The sequence below is a fragment of the Paenibacillus sp. MER 180 genome (assembly GCF_023713665.1).
Taxonomy (GTDB): Bacteria; Bacillota; Bacilli; order Paenibacillales; family Paenibacillaceae; genus Paenibacillus_B; species Paenibacillus_B suaedae.
Genome location: NZ_JAMAVT010000010.1, coordinates 123,201 through 141,182 on the forward strand (window position 1 = coordinate 123,201; position 17,982 = coordinate 141,182).

General features: G+C 48.9%; 15 protein-coding genes. 13 read left to right on the top strand and 2 right to left on the bottom strand.

The annotated features are described in order from the left end of the window. Nucleotides 1–381: 381 nt before the first annotated feature. From abc-f to dnaI, 6 genes are all read left to right on the top strand, one after another. Complete coding sequence (gene abc-f, locus M3661_RS17710) at nucleotides 382–2,121, top strand: ribosomal protection-like ABC-F family protein (RefSeq protein ID WP_251487079.1); 1,740 nt, start codon at nucleotides 382–384, stop codon at nucleotides 2,119–2,121. Nucleotides 2,122–2,319: 198 nt separating this feature from the next. Further along, complete coding sequence (locus M3661_RS17715) at nucleotides 2,320–4,137, top strand: S9 family peptidase (RefSeq protein WP_251487242.1); 1,818 nt, start codon at nucleotides 2,320–2,322, stop codon at nucleotides 4,135–4,137. A gap of 2 nt (nucleotides 4,138–4,139) precedes the next feature. Continuing rightward, nucleotides 4,140–4,496, top strand: coding sequence for a cupin domain-containing protein (locus tag M3661_RS17720; protein WP_397376529.1), 357 nt, complete (start codon nucleotides 4,140–4,142; stop codon nucleotides 4,494–4,496). Between the two features lie 72 nt (nucleotides 4,497–4,568). Further along, nucleotides 4,569–5,375: a phosphotransferase gene (locus tag M3661_RS17725; RefSeq protein ID WP_251487082.1), complete on the top strand. Its 807-nt coding sequence runs from the start codon at nucleotides 4,569–4,571 to the stop codon at nucleotides 5,373–5,375. Between the two features lie 273 nt (nucleotides 5,376–5,648). After that, a complete protein-coding gene (locus M3661_RS17730) occupies nucleotides 5,649–7,163 on the top strand; it encodes a DnaD domain protein (RefSeq protein WP_251487085.1) in 1,515 nt (504 codons plus the stop codon). A 30-nt stretch (nucleotides 7,164–7,193) separates the two neighbouring features. Further along, complete coding sequence (dnaI, locus tag M3661_RS17735) at nucleotides 7,194–8,141, top strand: primosomal protein DnaI (protein ID WP_251487088.1); 948 nt, start codon at nucleotides 7,194–7,196, stop codon at nucleotides 8,139–8,141. A gap of 158 nt (nucleotides 8,142–8,299) precedes the next feature. Here the strand turns inward: dnaI and M3661_RS17740 are convergent, their stop codons facing one another. Then, the gene (locus M3661_RS17740) at nucleotides 8,300–8,449 is read right to left on the bottom strand and encodes a hypothetical protein (protein ID WP_005551050.1); all 150 of its coding nucleotides are present in this window, start codon (nucleotides 8,447–8,449) and stop codon (nucleotides 8,300–8,302) included. A gap of 247 nt (nucleotides 8,450–8,696) precedes the next feature. Between M3661_RS17740 and trxA the strand changes: the two genes are divergently transcribed. Both trxA and uvrC read left to right on the top strand, forming a co-directional pair. Continuing rightward, nucleotides 8,697–9,017, top strand: a complete 321-nt coding sequence (trxA, locus tag M3661_RS17745; protein WP_005551049.1) for a thioredoxin — start codon at nucleotides 8,697–8,699, stop codon at nucleotides 9,015–9,017. Nucleotides 9,018–9,206: 189 nt separating this feature from the next. After that, a complete protein-coding gene (gene uvrC, locus M3661_RS17750; protein ID WP_285853081.1) occupies nucleotides 9,207–11,366 on the top strand; it encodes an excinuclease ABC subunit UvrC in 2,160 nt (719 codons plus the stop codon). Nucleotides 11,367–11,504: 138 nt separating this feature from the next. On the opposite strand, the gene M3661_RS17755 is transcribed toward uvrC, so the two are convergent. Continuing rightward, the gene (locus M3661_RS17755; RefSeq protein ID WP_251487091.1) at nucleotides 11,505–11,906 is read right to left on the bottom strand and encodes a GNAT family N-acetyltransferase; all 402 of its coding nucleotides are present in this window, start codon (nucleotides 11,904–11,906) and stop codon (nucleotides 11,505–11,507) included. Nucleotides 11,907–12,307: 401 nt separating this feature from the next. On the opposite strand from M3661_RS17755, the gene M3661_RS17760 reads away from it, so the two are divergent. The 5 genes from M3661_RS17760 to gcvPB are packed head-to-tail and all read left to right on the top strand — an operon-like array spanning nucleotide 12,308 to nucleotide 17,982. Continuing rightward, nucleotides 12,308–13,228: a carbohydrate ABC transporter permease gene (locus tag M3661_RS17760; RefSeq protein WP_065291550.1), complete on the top strand. Its 921-nt coding sequence runs from the start codon at nucleotides 12,308–12,310 to the stop codon at nucleotides 13,226–13,228. A gap of 16 nt (nucleotides 13,229–13,244) precedes the next feature. Continuing rightward, nucleotides 13,245–14,057 carry a carbohydrate ABC transporter permease gene (locus M3661_RS17765; protein ID WP_021252651.1) on the top strand — a complete coding sequence of 271 codons (813 nt, stop codon included), beginning with the start codon at nucleotides 13,245–13,247 and terminating at the stop codon, nucleotides 14,055–14,057. Nucleotides 14,058–14,096: 39 nt separating this feature from the next. Then, on the top strand, nucleotides 14,097–14,879 hold the full coding sequence (locus M3661_RS17770) for an SDR family NAD(P)-dependent oxidoreductase (RefSeq protein WP_251487094.1): 783 nt from the start codon (nucleotides 14,097–14,099) through the stop codon (nucleotides 14,877–14,879). A 37-nt stretch (nucleotides 14,880–14,916) separates the two neighbouring features. Further along, a complete protein-coding gene (gene gcvPA / locus M3661_RS17775; RefSeq protein WP_251487097.1) occupies nucleotides 14,917–16,392 on the top strand; it encodes an aminomethyl-transferring glycine dehydrogenase subunit GcvPA in 1,476 nt (491 codons plus the stop codon). A gap of 6 nt (nucleotides 16,393–16,398) precedes the next feature. Continuing rightward, the gene (gene gcvPB, locus M3661_RS17780; RefSeq protein WP_251487100.1) at nucleotides 16,399–17,982 is read left to right on the top strand and encodes an aminomethyl-transferring glycine dehydrogenase subunit GcvPB; all 1,584 of its coding nucleotides are present in this window, start codon (nucleotides 16,399–16,401) and stop codon (nucleotides 17,980–17,982) included.

Genomic DNA, 17,982 nt, shown 5'->3' on the forward strand with positions numbered 1-17,982 from the left:
AGGTATCTACTGCGATGGAGAACTAATCTGATCTGATAGAAGTCATTTTGACAGCTTTATATTTCAAAATGTACGTTCAGAGAGGATAGGTCTGCCCATTTTCGCAGATTGATATCGGCCGTTATATTTTAGCTTGCATCATTCATCACTTATTTTGTAATGGAATAACTTACGGTGCTGCACTTGTACTCATTACCTCAGTGTCAATTTTGAATGAGGAGAATCGGGGAGAGATGCATCGCTTCTTAGGACGGTTTGCTGTGGCATATGTGTGTATAGGCACGTGCTTAGCATACTTGTTCGATTCCATGCCATAAGTGAAGCGCAAGCTTGCAGCCGTATGCACACTATCCTCTCTGGGTTACCCAGGGAGGTTTTTTTATGACTAACAACCATATAGCACAATTCAAAAATAAATCGGGCCATCTTGTATTGGAAGCCCACCAATTGGCAGCCTATGTAGCTGATCGCCGCTTGTTCCGAACGGACGGTTCACTTCGCATTTATGCAGGAGATCGAATCGGACTTATTGGCGCCAACGGAGTCGGGAAGACGACATTGCAGCGCATATTGGCTGGCATGGTAGAGCCGGATGAAGGAAACGTAGTCTGCAATGTGGTAACATCCTTCGTGCCACAGTTGGATGATGTGCGGGAGGAAGAAGCAGAGGAAGTGACATTAAGCGGTGGCGAACGGACGAAGCGTCGATTGAATGAGGCCATGAACGCAGGTGCAGGACTGTTGATGCTCGATGAACCGACAAGCCATTTGGATGTGGATGGAATGGAGTGGCTGGAGGATCAAATGATCGAATATTCCAGAACCGGCGCGTTATTGTTCATTTCGCATGACCGAACGCTGCTCAATCATGTGGCAACGAGAATCTGGGAAGTGGAGAACGAACAGATTCATGTCTTTACTGGTGGATATGAGGACTATCGCAGGGAAAAGGAGAGACTGCGGCTGGAGCACCAACGCTCGTATGACAATTATGTCGCGGAGAGAGGCCGATTGCAGGAAGCGATTGTAGAGAAGAAGGAACAGGCAAGTAAGGTCAGCAGGCCTAAGAAGGGATTGACCAGTAAGGAAATTAGGCTTGCGCGTCCACACTTCAATCGCAAGCAGGCGAAGGTAGAGAAGACGGTTAAGGCGATAGAGAAGCGTCTTGATCAGCTGGAGGTCGTGGAAAAGCCATTTGAGCAGGTGCAGGTGTTGTTCAATGCGGAATGCCATGCTCCGATTCGCAGCAAGCAGGCTCTGGAGGTTCAAGGGCTTGCGCTGCGTGCAGGCGACCGGGAGCTGTTACAGAGCAGTTCCTTCAGCATTCGGCCGAATATGCGTGTCGCCTTAGTCGGTTCGAATGGAGCTGGGAAGACAACCTTACTCCGTCGATTAGTGGGGGCCTATGAGCTGAGAACTGCAGGAGAGCGAGATGTGGCGATGGGGGAAGGGCGAATTCGCTTCTCTCCTAGTGCGCGAATGGCATATTTCGATCAGAAGCTGTATGCCTTGGATCTGCAGGCCAGTGTACTGGACAATGTATTGAAGTCGAGCGTCTATGATCAGACGATGGTGCGGACGGTATTGGCTAGGCTTAGACTGCGCCGGGATGAGGCGTTGAAGCCGGTATGGCAGCTAAGTGGGGGCGAGAAGGTGAAGACACAGCTCGCCAAACTGTTCATGAGCGAAGCGAATATGCTGCTGCTTGATGAGCCAACGAACTATTTGGATATCGACACGCGCGAGGAACTGGAACGTGTGCTGCTGGAGTATCCAGGCACGATCCTGTTCGCGACGCATGATCGCATGCTGCTGGATCGAACGGCTACCCATACGATTGTGTTCCGTGACGGCGAGCTGGAATGGATGACGATTGAAGCATATCGTGAGCGACACCGCCCTCGACCTGCTGAGGCAGGAGGCTCTTCACAATTTGTACTTGCACAGGAAGCTCTGAAAAATGAACAATCGCTCACATCGATGTCGGCTGAGGAGCGATTGAAGCTGGATCTGGAATGGGCAGACTTGATTGGACGTTTGTCTGCTCCGCGCAAGGGAGACAACATCGAAGAGTTGGAGCGGCAATATACGGAGCTGCTTAAGCGGCGCAAGCAGCTATAAGCAAGGAGCTTAACAATTCAGCGGAGCATACACAACCCAAACCGCCGCAGCATTTGCAAGGAGGTGCTGCGGTTTGGGTGTGCAAGGTAGGGGGCTTTACCTCGATCTACGAACACGTTATGATGGAACTATTATACATCTTGGATATTCATATACCACTTAACCCAATGTTTGGGCATATAAGGAGGAAGAAGCATGTTGTTGCAATTTCCAACACCTGATGTTGAACAATATTTTCAATCGACAGTCATCCGCCAGTTCACGGTGAGCCTGGACGAGACAAGGCTTATATTCAGCAGTAACTTGAATGGTCATTACAACTTGTGGGCCATAGATTTGAACCAAGACAAGCCATCTTTCCCATATCCATTAACTTATAACAATCAAGTAAGCAATTTTATCTCGATTGATCCGCAGCAGCGCCATATCCTGTGCAGCTTCGACAGAGACGGCGATGAGAACTATCATATGTATGCGCTTCCGACAGAGGGAGGAAATCCGCTGCCGTTGCTTGAGGCAGATGAAAAAGATAAGTTCTATTTTGCACATTTGTCTGATGACGGGGAGCGTATCTATTATTGCACGAGCCGGAATAACCCGTCCTTTTTGAATGCTCGTGTATACAATCTCCATACGAAGCAGGATGAGCTGCTTATTGAGGGGCAGGATGCTCTGCATCAGCTGGAGGCAGTAAGTCCGAGTGAGAAGCAGTTCGTGTATGCCAAGTCTTACGGCAACACCTATCAAGTTTGCTACGTACGCACGGAAGAGGGGGATTTCCCTCTTATTCCTCAAGCCGGGGCGGATGAGGTGCATCTGAGCTTGAGTGCGGTCTTTGTCGATGAGGATACGGTCGCCTTCTTGACAGACTACAAGGCAGAGTTCGCTTATGTGGCTACCTACCATATTCCTACCCAGCAATATGCTGAATTGTGCCGAATTGATCATGAGAGCGGCATGGAACTCAAGTGGCATAAGGATACACGGACGCTTTATCTCGTGACAGAAGTCGGGGTAGAGGATAGATTGTACCGTATTCCTCTTGATACAGGCACGCCAGAGGCAATCGAGATGCCGACGCCAATCTTGAATCAGCTTCACGTTGCGAAGTCGGGAGCCCTGTACATCCTCAATCGTGGTGCGGTTACGCCGACCAATATCTATAAGCTGGAAGAAGGCACAACTTGGGTGCAGCTTACGCAAAATATGCCGGTTGGTCTAACATCTGAGCAATTAGTTGATCCTGAGGTTGTGGCCTATTCCTCCTTCGATGGGATGGAGATTGAGGCTCTGTTGTTCCGTGCAAAGGATGAACTGGCGAACGGTTATACGATCTTTTGGCCGCATGGCGGGCCTCAGTCCGCGGAACGCCGCTTTTTCCGCAGTATGTTCCAATACTTCCTTGCACAAGGGTACCATGTATTCGCACCGAACTTCCGCGGCAGCACGGGCTACGGCAGCTCCTTTGTCAAGCTTGTCGAAGGCGACTGGGGTGAAGGGCCGCGTCTCGATTGTGTGGCAGGGATGGAGTGGTTGTTCGAGCAGGGCATCTCTTCGAAAGAGCGCCTCTTCGTGGTAGGTGGCAGCTATGGAGGTTATATGACGCTTCTGCTTGCTGGAAGACATGCCGATTACTTCCGAGCTGCTGTCGATATTTTCGGTGTCAGCAACTTATTCACGTTCTATCATTCCGTACCGGATCATTGGAAGCCGATTATGAAGCAATGGGTAGGGGATCCGGAACAGGATAAGGAACGCTTCATCACGGATTCTCCGATTACGTACTTGGAGAGCATGACGAATCCGATGCTGGTTATTCAAGGGGCGAATGATCCTCGCGTTGTGAAGGAAGAGTCTGATCAGATTGTTGAGAAACTTCGCCAGCTTGGGCGCGAGGTGGAATATATTGTACTGGATGATGAAGGACATGGATTCTCTAAGAAAGAGAATGAGATGCGTGTCTATCGAGGCATCGTCGAATTCCTGAAGCGACATCATGAACAAGAAGCGGTGTGAATATGAACATAGAAAAGAAGCAGATTACTCAGATCACCAATGCAGTAACAGAGGAATATATGAATGTTCTGCTGGAGAGTACGAATGATCACTGCATCCGATTGGCGGTGTTTACGGGAGAATACGACTGGCACATGCATCCGGACTCCGATGAAGTGTTCATGGTGGTAGAAGGTGAACTGTTCATCGACTTGCAGAATGAGAGCACGCTTGCTGTTTACCCGAATGAGGTTGTGAAAATTCCAGCAGGCGTCGTGCATCGCACACGTTCGAAGGTAAGAACGGTCAATCTCTGCTTTGAGAAGGAAGAGGCGGACACCGTATTTATAGAAAGTTCATCACACCCAGAACGTGAATAGCGGTCATTGCCATCTATTAAAACGGATGGATCACATCAATGTGCAGCGTACAAGAAATGAGGTAAGAAGCAAGTGACGCAGGAGGAAGTATTAACAGGCGGCAATGTGAATCATATTGTGCGCATGGCGAACACGGTTCGCCGCCCCACAGGCTATTGGAGTCCGTTTGTACATGAACTGCTGCTACATTTGGAGCAGCAAGGTTTTGAGGGGGCGCCCAGATTTCTCGGAATCGATGACTCTGATCGTGAAATCTTGTCATTTATTTCTGGAGAAGTTTCAGGGAACAACTACCCTGACCTTGAACCATACATGTGGTCGGACGAGACGCTTGCAGGCTTGGCGCGTCTTCAGCGCCGGTTCCATGATGCGACAGAAGGGTTCGCTCTCCTAAGAGGGGGAAAATGGCAGCTTAGCTATCCTGATGAAGGAGAGCATGAAGTAATCTGTCATAATGATGCTGCATTGTATAATGTAGTCTTTCAACAGGAGGCGCCTGTGGCGCTAATTGATTTTGACATGGCCGGACCTGGTCCGCGTATGTGGGACATTGCGTATTCTCTATACACATCGGTTCCGCTTTCCAGTTTCGCGCCGGATCATTGTATTGGTAATACAGTAGCATACCAAGCAGATATACACGCTGTAGAGCGCCGTCGGCGAATTCATTTGTTTTTTGAAGCGTATGGTATTCCGGTGCCTGACGATTTGCGGCGGTGGATTATTGAGCGTTTGACTGCGCTATGCCATACATTGAGAACGGGTGCCGCTGATGGAAATCCTGCCTTTCAAAAAATGGTGGAAGAAGGACATTTAGCGCATTATGAAAGCGAAATTCAGTTTGTATCTGATCATTTCGATGAGTGGATATCGGAGTGATAAAGTAATTACACAATCCAGGAGAGTTCATTGAAAGCGATCGATCGCCTTTTAACGTGATTTTGTTTGAGCAGACAATCATGAATCATGAATAGAATATATTCATATTTCGACCTGCGCAGATGAGCATATAACTTGCTCTCTGCGCTTTTTTTGATGCTGTTTTCGATCGGTATTGCGTGTCTTTTTTACCACGATTTTGTCGGACGGGCAGACCCCATTTATGTTACAATAGGTGGACTGATAAGAGCGGAAGGAGAGAAAGATACGACGATGCGGATGTCGAATATGCACCATTTTACAGAACATCATCGTTATGTGACTTACCGGGAATTTAGCTTAAGCGAGTTGGATCAGAAGATGCTGTCCCATGTGTATCAGCCAATGGTGGGGGCATTTGCGATCGGCATGTATCAGCTTCTCTGCCAGCATGTAGCATCGGACAAGACGGGGTATTCAGCAATAGATGCGCAGCGCCGGTTGTTCCTGCTTCTTGGATTGGAGCCAAGTGAGAAGGGGCGTACGTATTTTATAGAGCAAGCCTCCAAGCTTGAAGCTGTGGGTTTGTTGAACACGTCAAGAGTGATGCTGCCTGATATGGACGATTGTATGTATGAGTATGAGATGCAGTGTCCGCTGTCTCCGAAGGAATTTTTTGAGACACAGCATTTGACGCTTCTCTTGCGGGATAAGGTCGGCAAATATGCGGTGCTATCCTTGCGCCAGCAGTTTACGACGGATGATCCCTATGAAGGAGTCGCCTCCAATATGCAGCGGGAGAACATATCTGTTCCTTTCTATGAACTGTTCCGATTAAATACGCATGTCATTGATTTCGAGCTGGAACAGGCGCTTCAAGAAGTAGCCCCGAGCAGAACGATAATTTCAGATTCCGATCCAGAATCCGTTGATATCAATTATGCAGATATTATTATGCGGTTCCCGAAGCAATCCTTTAATCGGAAGTTCGTAGAACAACTTCGATACAATAAAGAAAGTATGGGCACTATTAATTACGTTGTCCGCAAGTTCGAGCTGACTCTGCAGGAGCTGTGCCGCTTGCTGGATGAAGACGGTGTCTTCTCGCAGGATGGGGTAGTTGCACTGGAGGAGCTTCAGCACCGAGCCCACCTTCACTTCCGTCAGAACAAGCGAAGAAGCGAACATCGCGAGCGAGTGCAGCATCGGATTGAGCAGAAGGAGCAAGTGAAGGAAGAGCATGAAGAGGAAGTCGCGGTGCAAATGGAATTCTATGTAGAAGTGCCGCCGCAATTCCGTGATAAATGCGATATTCATCAATACAATATGCTGCTTCGCAATACACCGTATACGCAGCTGCTTGAGAAGTTCTTCCCGGGTGCTGTTCCGGACTCATTCCTTGATATGTTTACCAAGATGGACTTGAATTATAAGATGCCTGATGAGGTTATCAATGTTCTTATTCATTATTTGATGACGATGCTGGTAAGCGGATCGGAGCACAGATTGAACCGGAACTTCGTTGAGGCGATTGTGTCCAATATGCTGGTCAAGCAGATTCGTACGTATGAACAAGCAGTTACGTATACGCGTGAGCAGACGCAGGTGAATGGAGCAGGCCGAACACAAGCCTCTCGTGCAGATGCAAGCAGACAGCCTCGTTCGCGCAACCGTTATAATAACAAAGCCGCCAAGCCTTCGATTCCGGTCGTGCAGCCTAGTGGAGCGGGAGCTGGATCAGGATTGTCGCCTGAGGAGCTGGAGCGCGCACGTGAGTTAGCGCGACGTTTGGATGAAGGGCGCGTATAATTGAGCTAAATCAGAATGGAGGTGCGAAGTATGGAATCAATCGGAGATATATTGAAGCAATTGCCGGTTAATGCCCGCAGAGCTCAAGCGGAACAAAAAATTGAAAAGCTGCTTACTGATCCGCAGGTCATGCAATTTCGCTCCAAGTATCCAGAGCTGACGGAACGCGACCTTCGCATCAATATGAACAAGCTGTATCAGTATGTAACGGAATATGGCCATTGTTCCCATTGTCCGGGCTTGGATCAATGCCCAAATGACTTCCATGGCCATTACACGATGTTGAGCGCTGACAACTTGAATGGGCACAATTTTATCTATGATCGGAAGGTGCCCTGCAAGAAGCTGCTGGCAAGTGAACGCCAGCAGGCGATTCATAATCGAGTACGCTCCTTCTATGTGGACGAGACTGCATTGAAGCGGGGGTATTCGGCATCCGAAATACTAGAGAATGATATTGAACGGACGCCTGCTGTTTTGAGCATCATTGAATATATTGAGAAGACGAAGAGTGAAGGCTTAATGCCAGAGGGACTGTATCTCGTAGGATCGTTCGGAACCGGCAAGACCTTCTTGATGAGCTATGTATTGTATGAGCTTGCCCGTGCCAACTATACGGGGGTTATCGTGTATATGCCTGAGTTCGTGGAAGAGCTCAAGTCGATGTTCCAGGAGCCGCAAAGGCTGCGTGAGACCATTGAGATGATGAAGGAAACCGATCTGCTCGTGTTCGATGATATTGGTGCTGAGAATATAACGCCATGGGTTCGGGATCATGTGCTTGGCTCGATCTTGAATTATCGGATGAACCGCAAGCCTACGTTCTATACGTCGAATTATGATATGGAAGCCTTGCAGAAGCACTTTAGCTTCACTCGTGAAGGTGAGGATGTCCATAAGGCCGAGCGACTGATGAATCGGATTGCTCCATTTGTCAAAGAGGTGCACGTACAAGGTCGGAACAAGCGTGGTAAGTAAAGTTGAATATCCAATGAATGTTGTATACGAGCCTTGTTTCAGTGGCTCCATACAAATTACAATAAAGCCCGGCCGCATCTAGTGCGAGCCGGGCTTATTTCACGAGCTGTGGATACCACTGTGGTGCGTTCCATGAAGGGAACGCACCGTAGCCAGGGTTAGGAGATGATGAACTTCACGATAACCATGCCGAAGAAGACAACCGTCATAAATCCGGCCATTGCACCGAACCCGAACATCAGATCGGAGAAATCGTTGCGCGGTTCCTCGTTCACATGCTCACGCGGATCAATTGCTCTCGCTTCCATCAAGGGGCCTCCTATCTTACATGTCTGTTGCAATGACGTATGTCATGGCAGCGACAGGTATTTTCACCCAATTTCTTATCGTTTTTAGTATACCGAACTGCGTCGTTACTGTAAAGACAGCGCTCTCTTAGGATGTGACAAATTGGATGCAAAAATGAGGTGCACATTTCACATAAAACCTTGAACTGTGGTATACTTTACATGTTGACTCAAATTGTAAGCTTCTCACATAAAGGAGGAACCAAATATGGCTATCGTTAACGTATCCGACCAAACGTTCAAGACTGAAGTTGAAGGTCAGCAAGGCGTTGTATTGGTCGATTTTTGGGCGCCATGGTGCGGCCCTTGTAAAATGCTTGCTCCTATTCTTGATGAATTGGAAAGCGAAGTAAACGGTCAAGCGACTGTTGCAAAAGTGAACGTGGATGAGAATCCTGAATCCGCATCTCGCTTTGGCGTAATGAGCATCCCTACAATCATCGTGTTCAAGGACGGCCAACCTGTTGATAAGGTTGTAGGCTTGAACTCCAAGGATGCATTGAAGAACTTGATCAGCAAGCATCAATAATCGAGTTTGTCCACAGAGGACAACCTATAGAAGGTCTGTTCTGTTGCGGAACAGCTTGAATGAGCTTGATGTGTCGAAGCACAAGCTATAGATTGCCAGCCCTTCCCGTTGTGGGAGGGCTTTTTCTTATGTCTCCGCTCGTATACAATAGGATCATATATTCGTATTATAGAAGAAAGGGGGAGGACGATGAGCGAAATAGACAACAACCAATCCAATTGGCGGGCAGTTCGCTGGAAGGAGCGTTGGAACGAACGTTATTCAACGGACGAGCAGCAGGAGCTGTCGCCAGAGGAACTTGCAGAACGGGAACAGGCATTGGAACGAATCCGCAATAAGCTGGCTTTGCTTCCTGATTCGCCAGGATGCTATCTTATGAAGAACCATGAGGGAACCATTATTTATGTTGGTAAGGCCAAAGTGTTGAAGAACCGAGTGCGTTCTTATTTCAATGGCAGTCATGACGGCAAGACGCAGCGGCTGGTCTCGGAAATTCGCGACTTTGAATATATCGTCACTTCCAGTAACATGGAAGCCCTCATTTTGGAATGTAATCTAATTAAGCAGCATCATCCTAGATATAATGTGCTGCTCAAGGATGATAAGACGTTCCCATATATTAAAATTACGAATGAGCGCCATCCACGGCTTGAGGTTACACGTCGTGTGCTGAAGGACAAAGCGAAGTATTTCGGCCCATACCCGAACTCCTTCGCTGCAACGCAGACGAAGAAGCTGCTTGATCGCTTATATCCGCTTCGCAAATGCAATACATTGCCGGATCGAGTGTGCTTGTACCACCATATTGGACAATGCCTTGCGCCTTGTGTATACGAGGTAACAGAGGCACAGTATGAAGAGATGGTGCAGGAGATCGCGAAGTTCTTAAGCGGTGGACATGAGGAGATTAAAAAGGAACTGCAGCGGAAGATGGAAGAAGCTGCTGAAGAGATGCAATTCGAGCGTGCTAAGGAATATCGGGATCAGTTGATAGCGATTCGTGCCATTATGGAAAAGCAGAACATTAATACGTCTGATCAGCTTGACCGCGACGTATTTGGCTTTGCCGTAGATAAAGGCTGGATGTGCGTTCAAATTCTATATGTTCGACAAGGCAAAATGATCGAACGGCATGCAACCAAATTCCCATTCTATGGGGAACCTTATGCAGACTTTATGTCGTTCATTACCCAATATTATAGTGAGAACCCTGCGCTGCCGAAGGAAATACTGCTCCCTGATTCGGATCGCCTTGGACTATTCTCTCGCGAGGAAGATGGAGGAGAGAAGGACTCGGGCAGCTTAGACCCTGATGCCGGTGAGAACGCGCAAGATGCTGCAATTCAGGATGAGCATGAACCTATGCAGGCGGAGTCTATCGATGAGGAAGCGGATAGCGGCTCTGATGGCAGTATAGCGGGTGCTGAGGAGCTTCAGCAGTGGCTGAACGTCAAAGTGCACATTCCGAAGCGCGGGCTGAAGAAGCAGATGATTTCGATGGCGATGGAAAATGCGCGTGTTGCGCTCGATGAGAAGTTCAAGATGCAGGAACGCAATGAGGATCGTACGTTGCGTGCTGCTGAACGACTCGGAGCAGCGCTTAGCATCGACAATGCCCGCCGTATTGAGGCTTTTGACAACTCGAATATTCAAGGCTCAGACCCGGTATCGGCTATGGTGGTCTTTATCGACGGCAAGCCCGCGAAGAAAGAATACCGGAAGTACAAGGTACGCACAGTGCAAGGGCCGGATGATTATGAAACGATGCGCGAGGTCATCCGCAGACGGTATGAGCGGGTCTTGAAAGAACAGCTCGACATGCCTGATCTGATTATTGTGGACGGAGGGAAAGGCCAGATGTCCGCTGCACTTGATGTGCTGGAGAACGAGCTTGGATTGACGATACCAGTGTGCGGTCTGGTGAAGGACAATAAGCATAAGACAGCGCAATTGATGGCGGGTGATCCGCCTGAAATTGTGGCACTTGGACGAGACAGCCAAGAATTCTATATGCTGCAGCGCATTCAGGAGGAAGTTCACCGCTTCGCAATCTCGTTCCATCGGGAGCGGCGTGCGAAGTCTATGGTCGCGTCAGCGCTCGATTCAATTCCAGGTATAGGCGAGAAGCGGCGCAAGCATCTGTTGAAGCATTTCGGATCATTGAAGAAGATTCGCGAGGCTTCGATCGAACAATTGCGCGAGGCAGGGATCGGAGAGAAACTTGCTCAAACGATTCTGGATGCCTTGCGATCAGATAGTGCTCAGCTTACACCTGATGGACTCCTTGATACAGAGGATCAGCCGGATGGAAGCGAGCGTGAGCATGAACCGAACAATAGCGCCGATTAGCCTCGGTGGTATGTGCTGAAATGCTCTAATAAGATCGACGATATCAGAAGTATGGAACATGACTGAGGCCTTGGCTCACTGGCTGCCTCAGTCATGTTTTTTTGTAGAGGGCTCTCCGAACGAAGCACCCACTGCGCATTATCTCTTATTCGCAGGCTTCATCCCTACGGCAAATACGGTAAAGCCTAATCTTTTATAGTATGGAACGAGTTCTTCTTCACAGAAAAACTGAAGATGCAGGTTATGATTGCTGCACTGCTCCATTAGCAACCGACTGATTGCAGTTCCAATCCCTTGGCCTCGATAGTCTGGATGAACGCCCAGCCCACACAAGTACGCATTTATTATCCCATCTGAAATAATTCTTCCCGTGCCGATCAACTGATCCTCATGATAGGCGTAAATAGCGCAGTAGCTTTGCTGCATCGCCTTTAACAGCTTTTCTTGTGACAGCCCCAAATAAGTGTTCCATTGAAGATATTCATACAACTCATATATCTCCTCTGGTGTGGGAAGTTCCGATTCATATCGAATTTCCATTGTACAACCTACACCCCCTATCTCAACATAGCTAAATGATGCACTTCCCGCACGTTTCCCGCAAGTGATCAAGTGTGATCTTGTTGATAGTGAAACATGAGTGAATTGATCTTCCTCATACCAATCTTCTTGCAATCGAACAAAAAGACGTCACTTGGCGAACAAATACACCCCCATACCTGGATGAGCGAGAGGATGTTCAAACAAAGTCCCCCCCAATGAGAAACAGCCTTCCGTGTAAAAACGCTTACATCTCATCTACAATGATACCTACGATGTGCCCATCAATTCGAGCTGTGCTATAGAAAGAGCCGATCATCCAGTCTCAACATTATCGTACGGCAGCGCCTGTTGCACTGCAACCTATGATCACGAACAACAAAGAAAGGAACGAAGCCCCTATGGAAATGAGAAAAAAACGATCGTTTTCGCTTCGCATGCATTCTGCCGTGCCTTACTTATTCATCATGCCATGGATAATCGGCTTTCTCGCATTCACCCTCGGTCCACTCATTTTTTCTTTCATTATCAGCTTCTTTGATTGGCCAATTGTTGGGGAGAAGACGTTTGTCGGCTTGGATAACTTTATTAACATGTTCACGGATGATCCGTTATTCTGGACATCATTGACGGTTACGGTGAAGTTCGCCATTATATTTGTGCCCGTTAACATTCTAATTGCGCTTGGACTTGCGATACTGCTGAACCGCAACGTGCGGGGCAGTGGATTTTTCCGTACAGCGTTCTATGTACCTTCCGTTATTTCCGGTGTCGCGCTGGCGATGATTTGGTCGTGGGTGTACGACGGAGAATATGGAATTTTGAACTATGCCTTATCGCTGATTGGAGTAGAAGGGCCGAACTGGCTGAACGACCCGAAATGGTCTCTCGTAGCGATGGTGTTCGCCAGCCTGTGGGGACAGGGTTCCATGATGCTCATTTTCTTGGCGGGGCTTAAGAACATCCCTCGTGAGCTGTATGAGGCTTCCGCCATTGATGGTGCAGGGACGGTATCGCAATTTTTCCGGATTACGCTGCCTATGCTTAGTCCGACCATCTTATTTAACTTGATTACAACGATTATTTCTGCGTTCCAACAATTGACGCTCGCATTGGTGTTGACGGGTGGAGGCCCGCTCAATTCCACGTATTTCTATGCGATGTATATGTACGAAAATGCCTTCAAATATTCCAAGATGGGCTACGCTTCTGCGAATGCATGGTTCATGTTCGCGATTGTGCTTGTTCTGACGATGCTCGTGTTCCGCTCTTCGTCGGCATGGGTGTATTACGAAGGTGAAATGAAGGGCGGCAAAGGCTGAGGAGGGGGAGATTCTGATGAAAAAAATAATAACTTACGCACTGCTCATCTTTTTTACCGTGTTGTTCTTGGCGCCCTTCTATTGGATGCTCTCAACATCATTGAAGTCGCCCGAAGAATTGTTCTTGTTCCCACCGCAATGGATTCCGAGTACCTTGAATTTCGGCAACTTTGCAAAAGCATGGAATTCACAGCCGTTTGACGTGTTTTTACAAAATTCATTGATTGTATCGGTTATGTCACTTATTGGTCAGGTTGTATCCTCAGCACTGGTTGCTTATGGATTCGCCAGATTCCGGTTCAAGGGCAGCAAAGTATTATTCATTATTTTGCTAGCATCCATGATGATTCCTTGGGAAGTGACGATGATTCCGCTGTATATGGAGTTTAACGCACTTGGTTGGATCAATACGTTGAAGCCGTTGATTGTTCCTTCTTTCTTCGGCTCAGCATTCTATATTTTCCTGCTTCGTCAGTTCATTATGACGATTCCGCCGGAACTAGAGGAAGCAGCCCGTATCGATGGCGCTAATCCGCTGCAATCGTTCATACGTCTCATTGTGCCGCTCATGGCTCCAGCATTGATTCTGGTTGCGGTGTTCAACTTCCTCGGCACATGGAACGACTATTTGGGTCCGCTCATTTTCTTGAACGATCAGAGCAAGTACACGCTGACGCTGGGCTTGTCGCAGTTCAAAGGGATGTATGAGGTGAAGATGGATGCGATCATGGCCGTAACAAGCATGATTTGCTTGCCACCGCTTGCGATTTTCTTCGCAGCACAGCGTTATATCGTAACGGGAATTGCAACAACAGGCATGAAGGGCTAACAACTTGAGCACATAACGCAGATAACGGAGGGATTATGAATGACGCAGCAGATAGATGTATTTGGCCTGAAAGGCAAGACAGCGATCATTACAGGAGGAGCATCCGGTATCGGACGTGCTACGGCACAATGCTTGGCGCGCTTCGGAGCGAATGTAGTTATCGCTGATATTGGGGAAAAGCAAGGGCAGGAGACAGTCGAAGAGATTCGGAATGCTGGCGGAGAAGCACAGTTTGCGTCCTGCAATGTAACGAAGGCCGAAGACTGTGAGCGTGCAGTTCGCATGACGCAGGAATGGTATGGAGGCATTGATATTCTGTTTAATAATGCAGGCGTCATTCGCCGCAAGACGGTCGTTGAGCTGGAGGAACAGGATTGGGATTTGGTCATAGACGTGTCCCTGAAGGGGGCATACCTGCTGTCTAAATACGCGATTCCGGTAATTGCTGCTGGAGGAGGCGGGAGCATTATTAATACAGGTTCCGGATGGGGCTTGAAGGGCGGCGACCAAGCTGCGGCGTATTGTGCTGCGAAGGCAGGGGTTGTGAACTTGACCAAGGCGATGGCGATTGACTTTGGCAAGGACAATATTCGTGTCAACTGCGTATGTCCGGGCGATACAGATACGCCGCTGCTGCGTGAAGAGGCGGTTCAGCTGGCTGTTGAAGAAGGAGCATTCCTTGCTTCCTCCGCGGTAGGAAGACCTTTGGAGCGCATTGGTACACCGCAGGATATTGCGAATGCTGTGCTGTTCTTGGCTAGTGATCTGTCCCAGTGGGTTAGCGGCAGTGTATTGGTTGTGGATGGCGGAGGACTGGCGTAACACTTGATCCGAATTATGAAGGGAGAGAACGTAGGTCATGAAGGAACGTCAATCGAATGTGCACCCTTATATTCCGAACACGGTTCCGGAAGTCAAAGCTCAGATGATGCAGGAGATCGGCATTGCAAATATCGACGAGCTGTATCGGGATATTCCGGAGCATTTGCGGATGCAGTCAAAGATGGAGATGCCGCCAGCATTGAATGAGTATGAGCTGAAGCGTCATATTGAACGACTGCTTGCGGCGAATGTGAGTACTTCGCAGGCAACGAGTTTCTTGGGTGGAGGCTGCTGGCAGCATTTCGTGCCTGCTGTATGCGATGAGATCAATCAACGATCGGAATTCGTAACAGCCTACGCGGGAGAGCCTTACGAGGATCATGGACGATTCCAGGCCTTGTTCGAATACCAGAGTCTTGTCGCTGAACTGGTTGATATGGATGTCGTCAACGTACCGACATTCGACTGGCCGCAGGCTGCTTCGACCGCAATGCGAATGGCTGCCAGAATGACAGGGCGTACAGAGGTGCTCGTGCCGGAGATTCTCTGCCCTGATAAGCGCATGATTATTGAAAATTATTTGCATCCACAAATCCGCGTCATCACAGTTCAAGCCGAGTCGGATAGCGGGCTTCTGGATTTGAACGATCTAAAGAGCAAGCTGTCTGATCAGACAGCAGCTGTCTATATAGAAAACCCGAATTATTTCGGTATTATTGAGCAGCAAGGCGAGGAAATTAGCCGCTTAGCTCATGAATATGGGGCTATCAGCTTAGTAGGCGTTGATCCGATATCACTTGGGGTTCTGACACCGCCAAGCGGCTATGGCGCAGATATCGTATGTGGCGATTTGCAGCCGCTCGGTATTCGTATGAACTACGGAGGTGGCCAGTCAGGATTTATCGCAACTCATGATGATGAGCGGTTCGTCATGGAATACCCATCCCGCCTGTTCGGCATCGTGCCGACCGTTGTAGAAGGCGAGTATGGCTTCGGTGACGTTGCCTATGAACGTACCTCCTTCGCACAGCGCGAGCAGGGCAAGGAGTCTGTAGGCACACAGACGGCACTATGGGGGATTACGGCAGGCGTATATTTGGCCTTGCTTGGCCCACATGGCATGCGCGAAGTTGGCGAGACGATTATGCAGAAATCCCGCTATGCAGCGAATGCATTGAACGCATTGCCTGGCGTAAATCTGCGTTATGAAAATTCCTTCTTCAAGGAGTTCGTCATTGACTTTACCGCAACAGGCCGGACGGTGAGTGAGATCAATGAATACTTGCTTACCAAGAACATCTTTGGCGGTCTGGATTTGTCCAGTACGTTCCCTGAACTTGGACAGAGCGCGTTGTTCTGTGTCACTGAGGTCATGTCGAAGGAACAGATCGATCATCTGGTGGAAGAGCTTCGAGCTGTGCTGAGTGCGGATGCTGAGCAGGAAAATGGTTCGCTTGCAGGAGTAGCTGCAGCAGGGAGTTCGGAGACAGTGAATATGGCAGAGGGGGTGTGACAAGCGATGCAACAAATCGTTCGGAAGGATCGTACAGTCAGACAATTTCATCAAGCGAAATGGGATGAACCGGTAATATTTGAACTGCATCGAGAAGGAGAGCGAGGCGTTCTCGTTCCAGAAGCGGAGCAGGAGCTTGTCGAAGCTGTAGGTGATGTCGTATCAAGCATTCCAGCCTCGATGCAGCGAGCCAAAGCGCCGCAGCTGCCTGAGATCGGTCAGGCCAAGGTGCTTCGCCATTACTTGCGCTTGTCGCAGGAGACACTCGGCAGTGATCTAAATGTAGAAATCGGTCAGGGAACCTGCACGATGAAATATATTCCGCGCGTTAATGAACTGCTCGTTCGCAATCCACAGCTGACGGAGCTGCATCCGTTGCAGGATGTAAGCACGGTACAGGGCATGCTGGAAATCACCTATCGACTGGATGAGGCAATGCGTGAGATTTCGGGCATGGACTCCTTCTCCTTCCAGCCTGGAAGCGGAACACAAGCATTGTTCGCAATGGCCTCCATCGTACGTGCGTATCATGAGGCGAATGGAGAAGGCGAGCAGCGTGATGAGATTATTACAACGATCTTCTCTCATCCTTCTCAAGCAGCAACCGCAGCGGTGAAGGGATATAAGATCATTACCCTGCATCCAGACGAGGATGGATTCCCGGATATTGAGAAGCTCAAGCAGGCGGTATCGAATCGAACAGCAGGCTTCGTGGTAGCGAATCCTGAAGATACAGGGATCTTTAATTCACGCATTAAAGAGTTCACGGACATTGTACATGCGGCAGGAGGCATTTGCTATTACGACCAAGCTAACGCGAACGGCCTTCTTGGCATCGCTCGTGCGAAGGAAGCGGGATTTGATATGTGCTTCTTCAATCTGCACAAGACTTTCGCGGCGCCTCATATGTGCGGCGGCCCTGCGGCAGGCGCTCTGGGCGTTACTGAGCAGCTAAAGCCATTTTTGCCCGGCCCAATTGTTGAACGTGTTGGCGATCAATTCGTGCTTCGCTCGAATCAAGAGCTGAGCATTGGCAAGGTCAGAAGCTTCCATGGCGTTGCGCAGACGATTGTTCGGGCGTATGCTTGGATTCGCAGCTTGGGGGCAAGAGGACTGCGGGATGTTGCGGAAATTGCGGTATTGAACAATAACTATTTGTACCATAAAATATTACAGATTTCTGGCGCAAGCGCTCCATATGTCAAAGGGGGACGGCTTGAGCAGGTACGCTATAGCTGGGAGCAGCTGACGCGTGAGACAGGAGTAACGACCGAAGACATTCAGCGCAGAATGTGTGATTTCGGCTTACATTACTGGACGAGTCATCATCCTTATATTGTACCGCAGCCATTCACCTTGGAACCAACGGAATCATACTCTAAGGATGACTTGGATGAATATATTCAAGCGTTAGCCCATATTGCAGAAGAAGCTCGCAGCGTACCGGAGATCGTCAAGTCAGCACCACATCACAGCACGGTACATCGGAATATCGAGGAATCGCTGGATGAACCGGCTGAATGGTGCATTACATGGCGAGCTTACTTGAAGAAGACGGGACAGGCGAATGGTCTGCCGGATAAGGAGTAA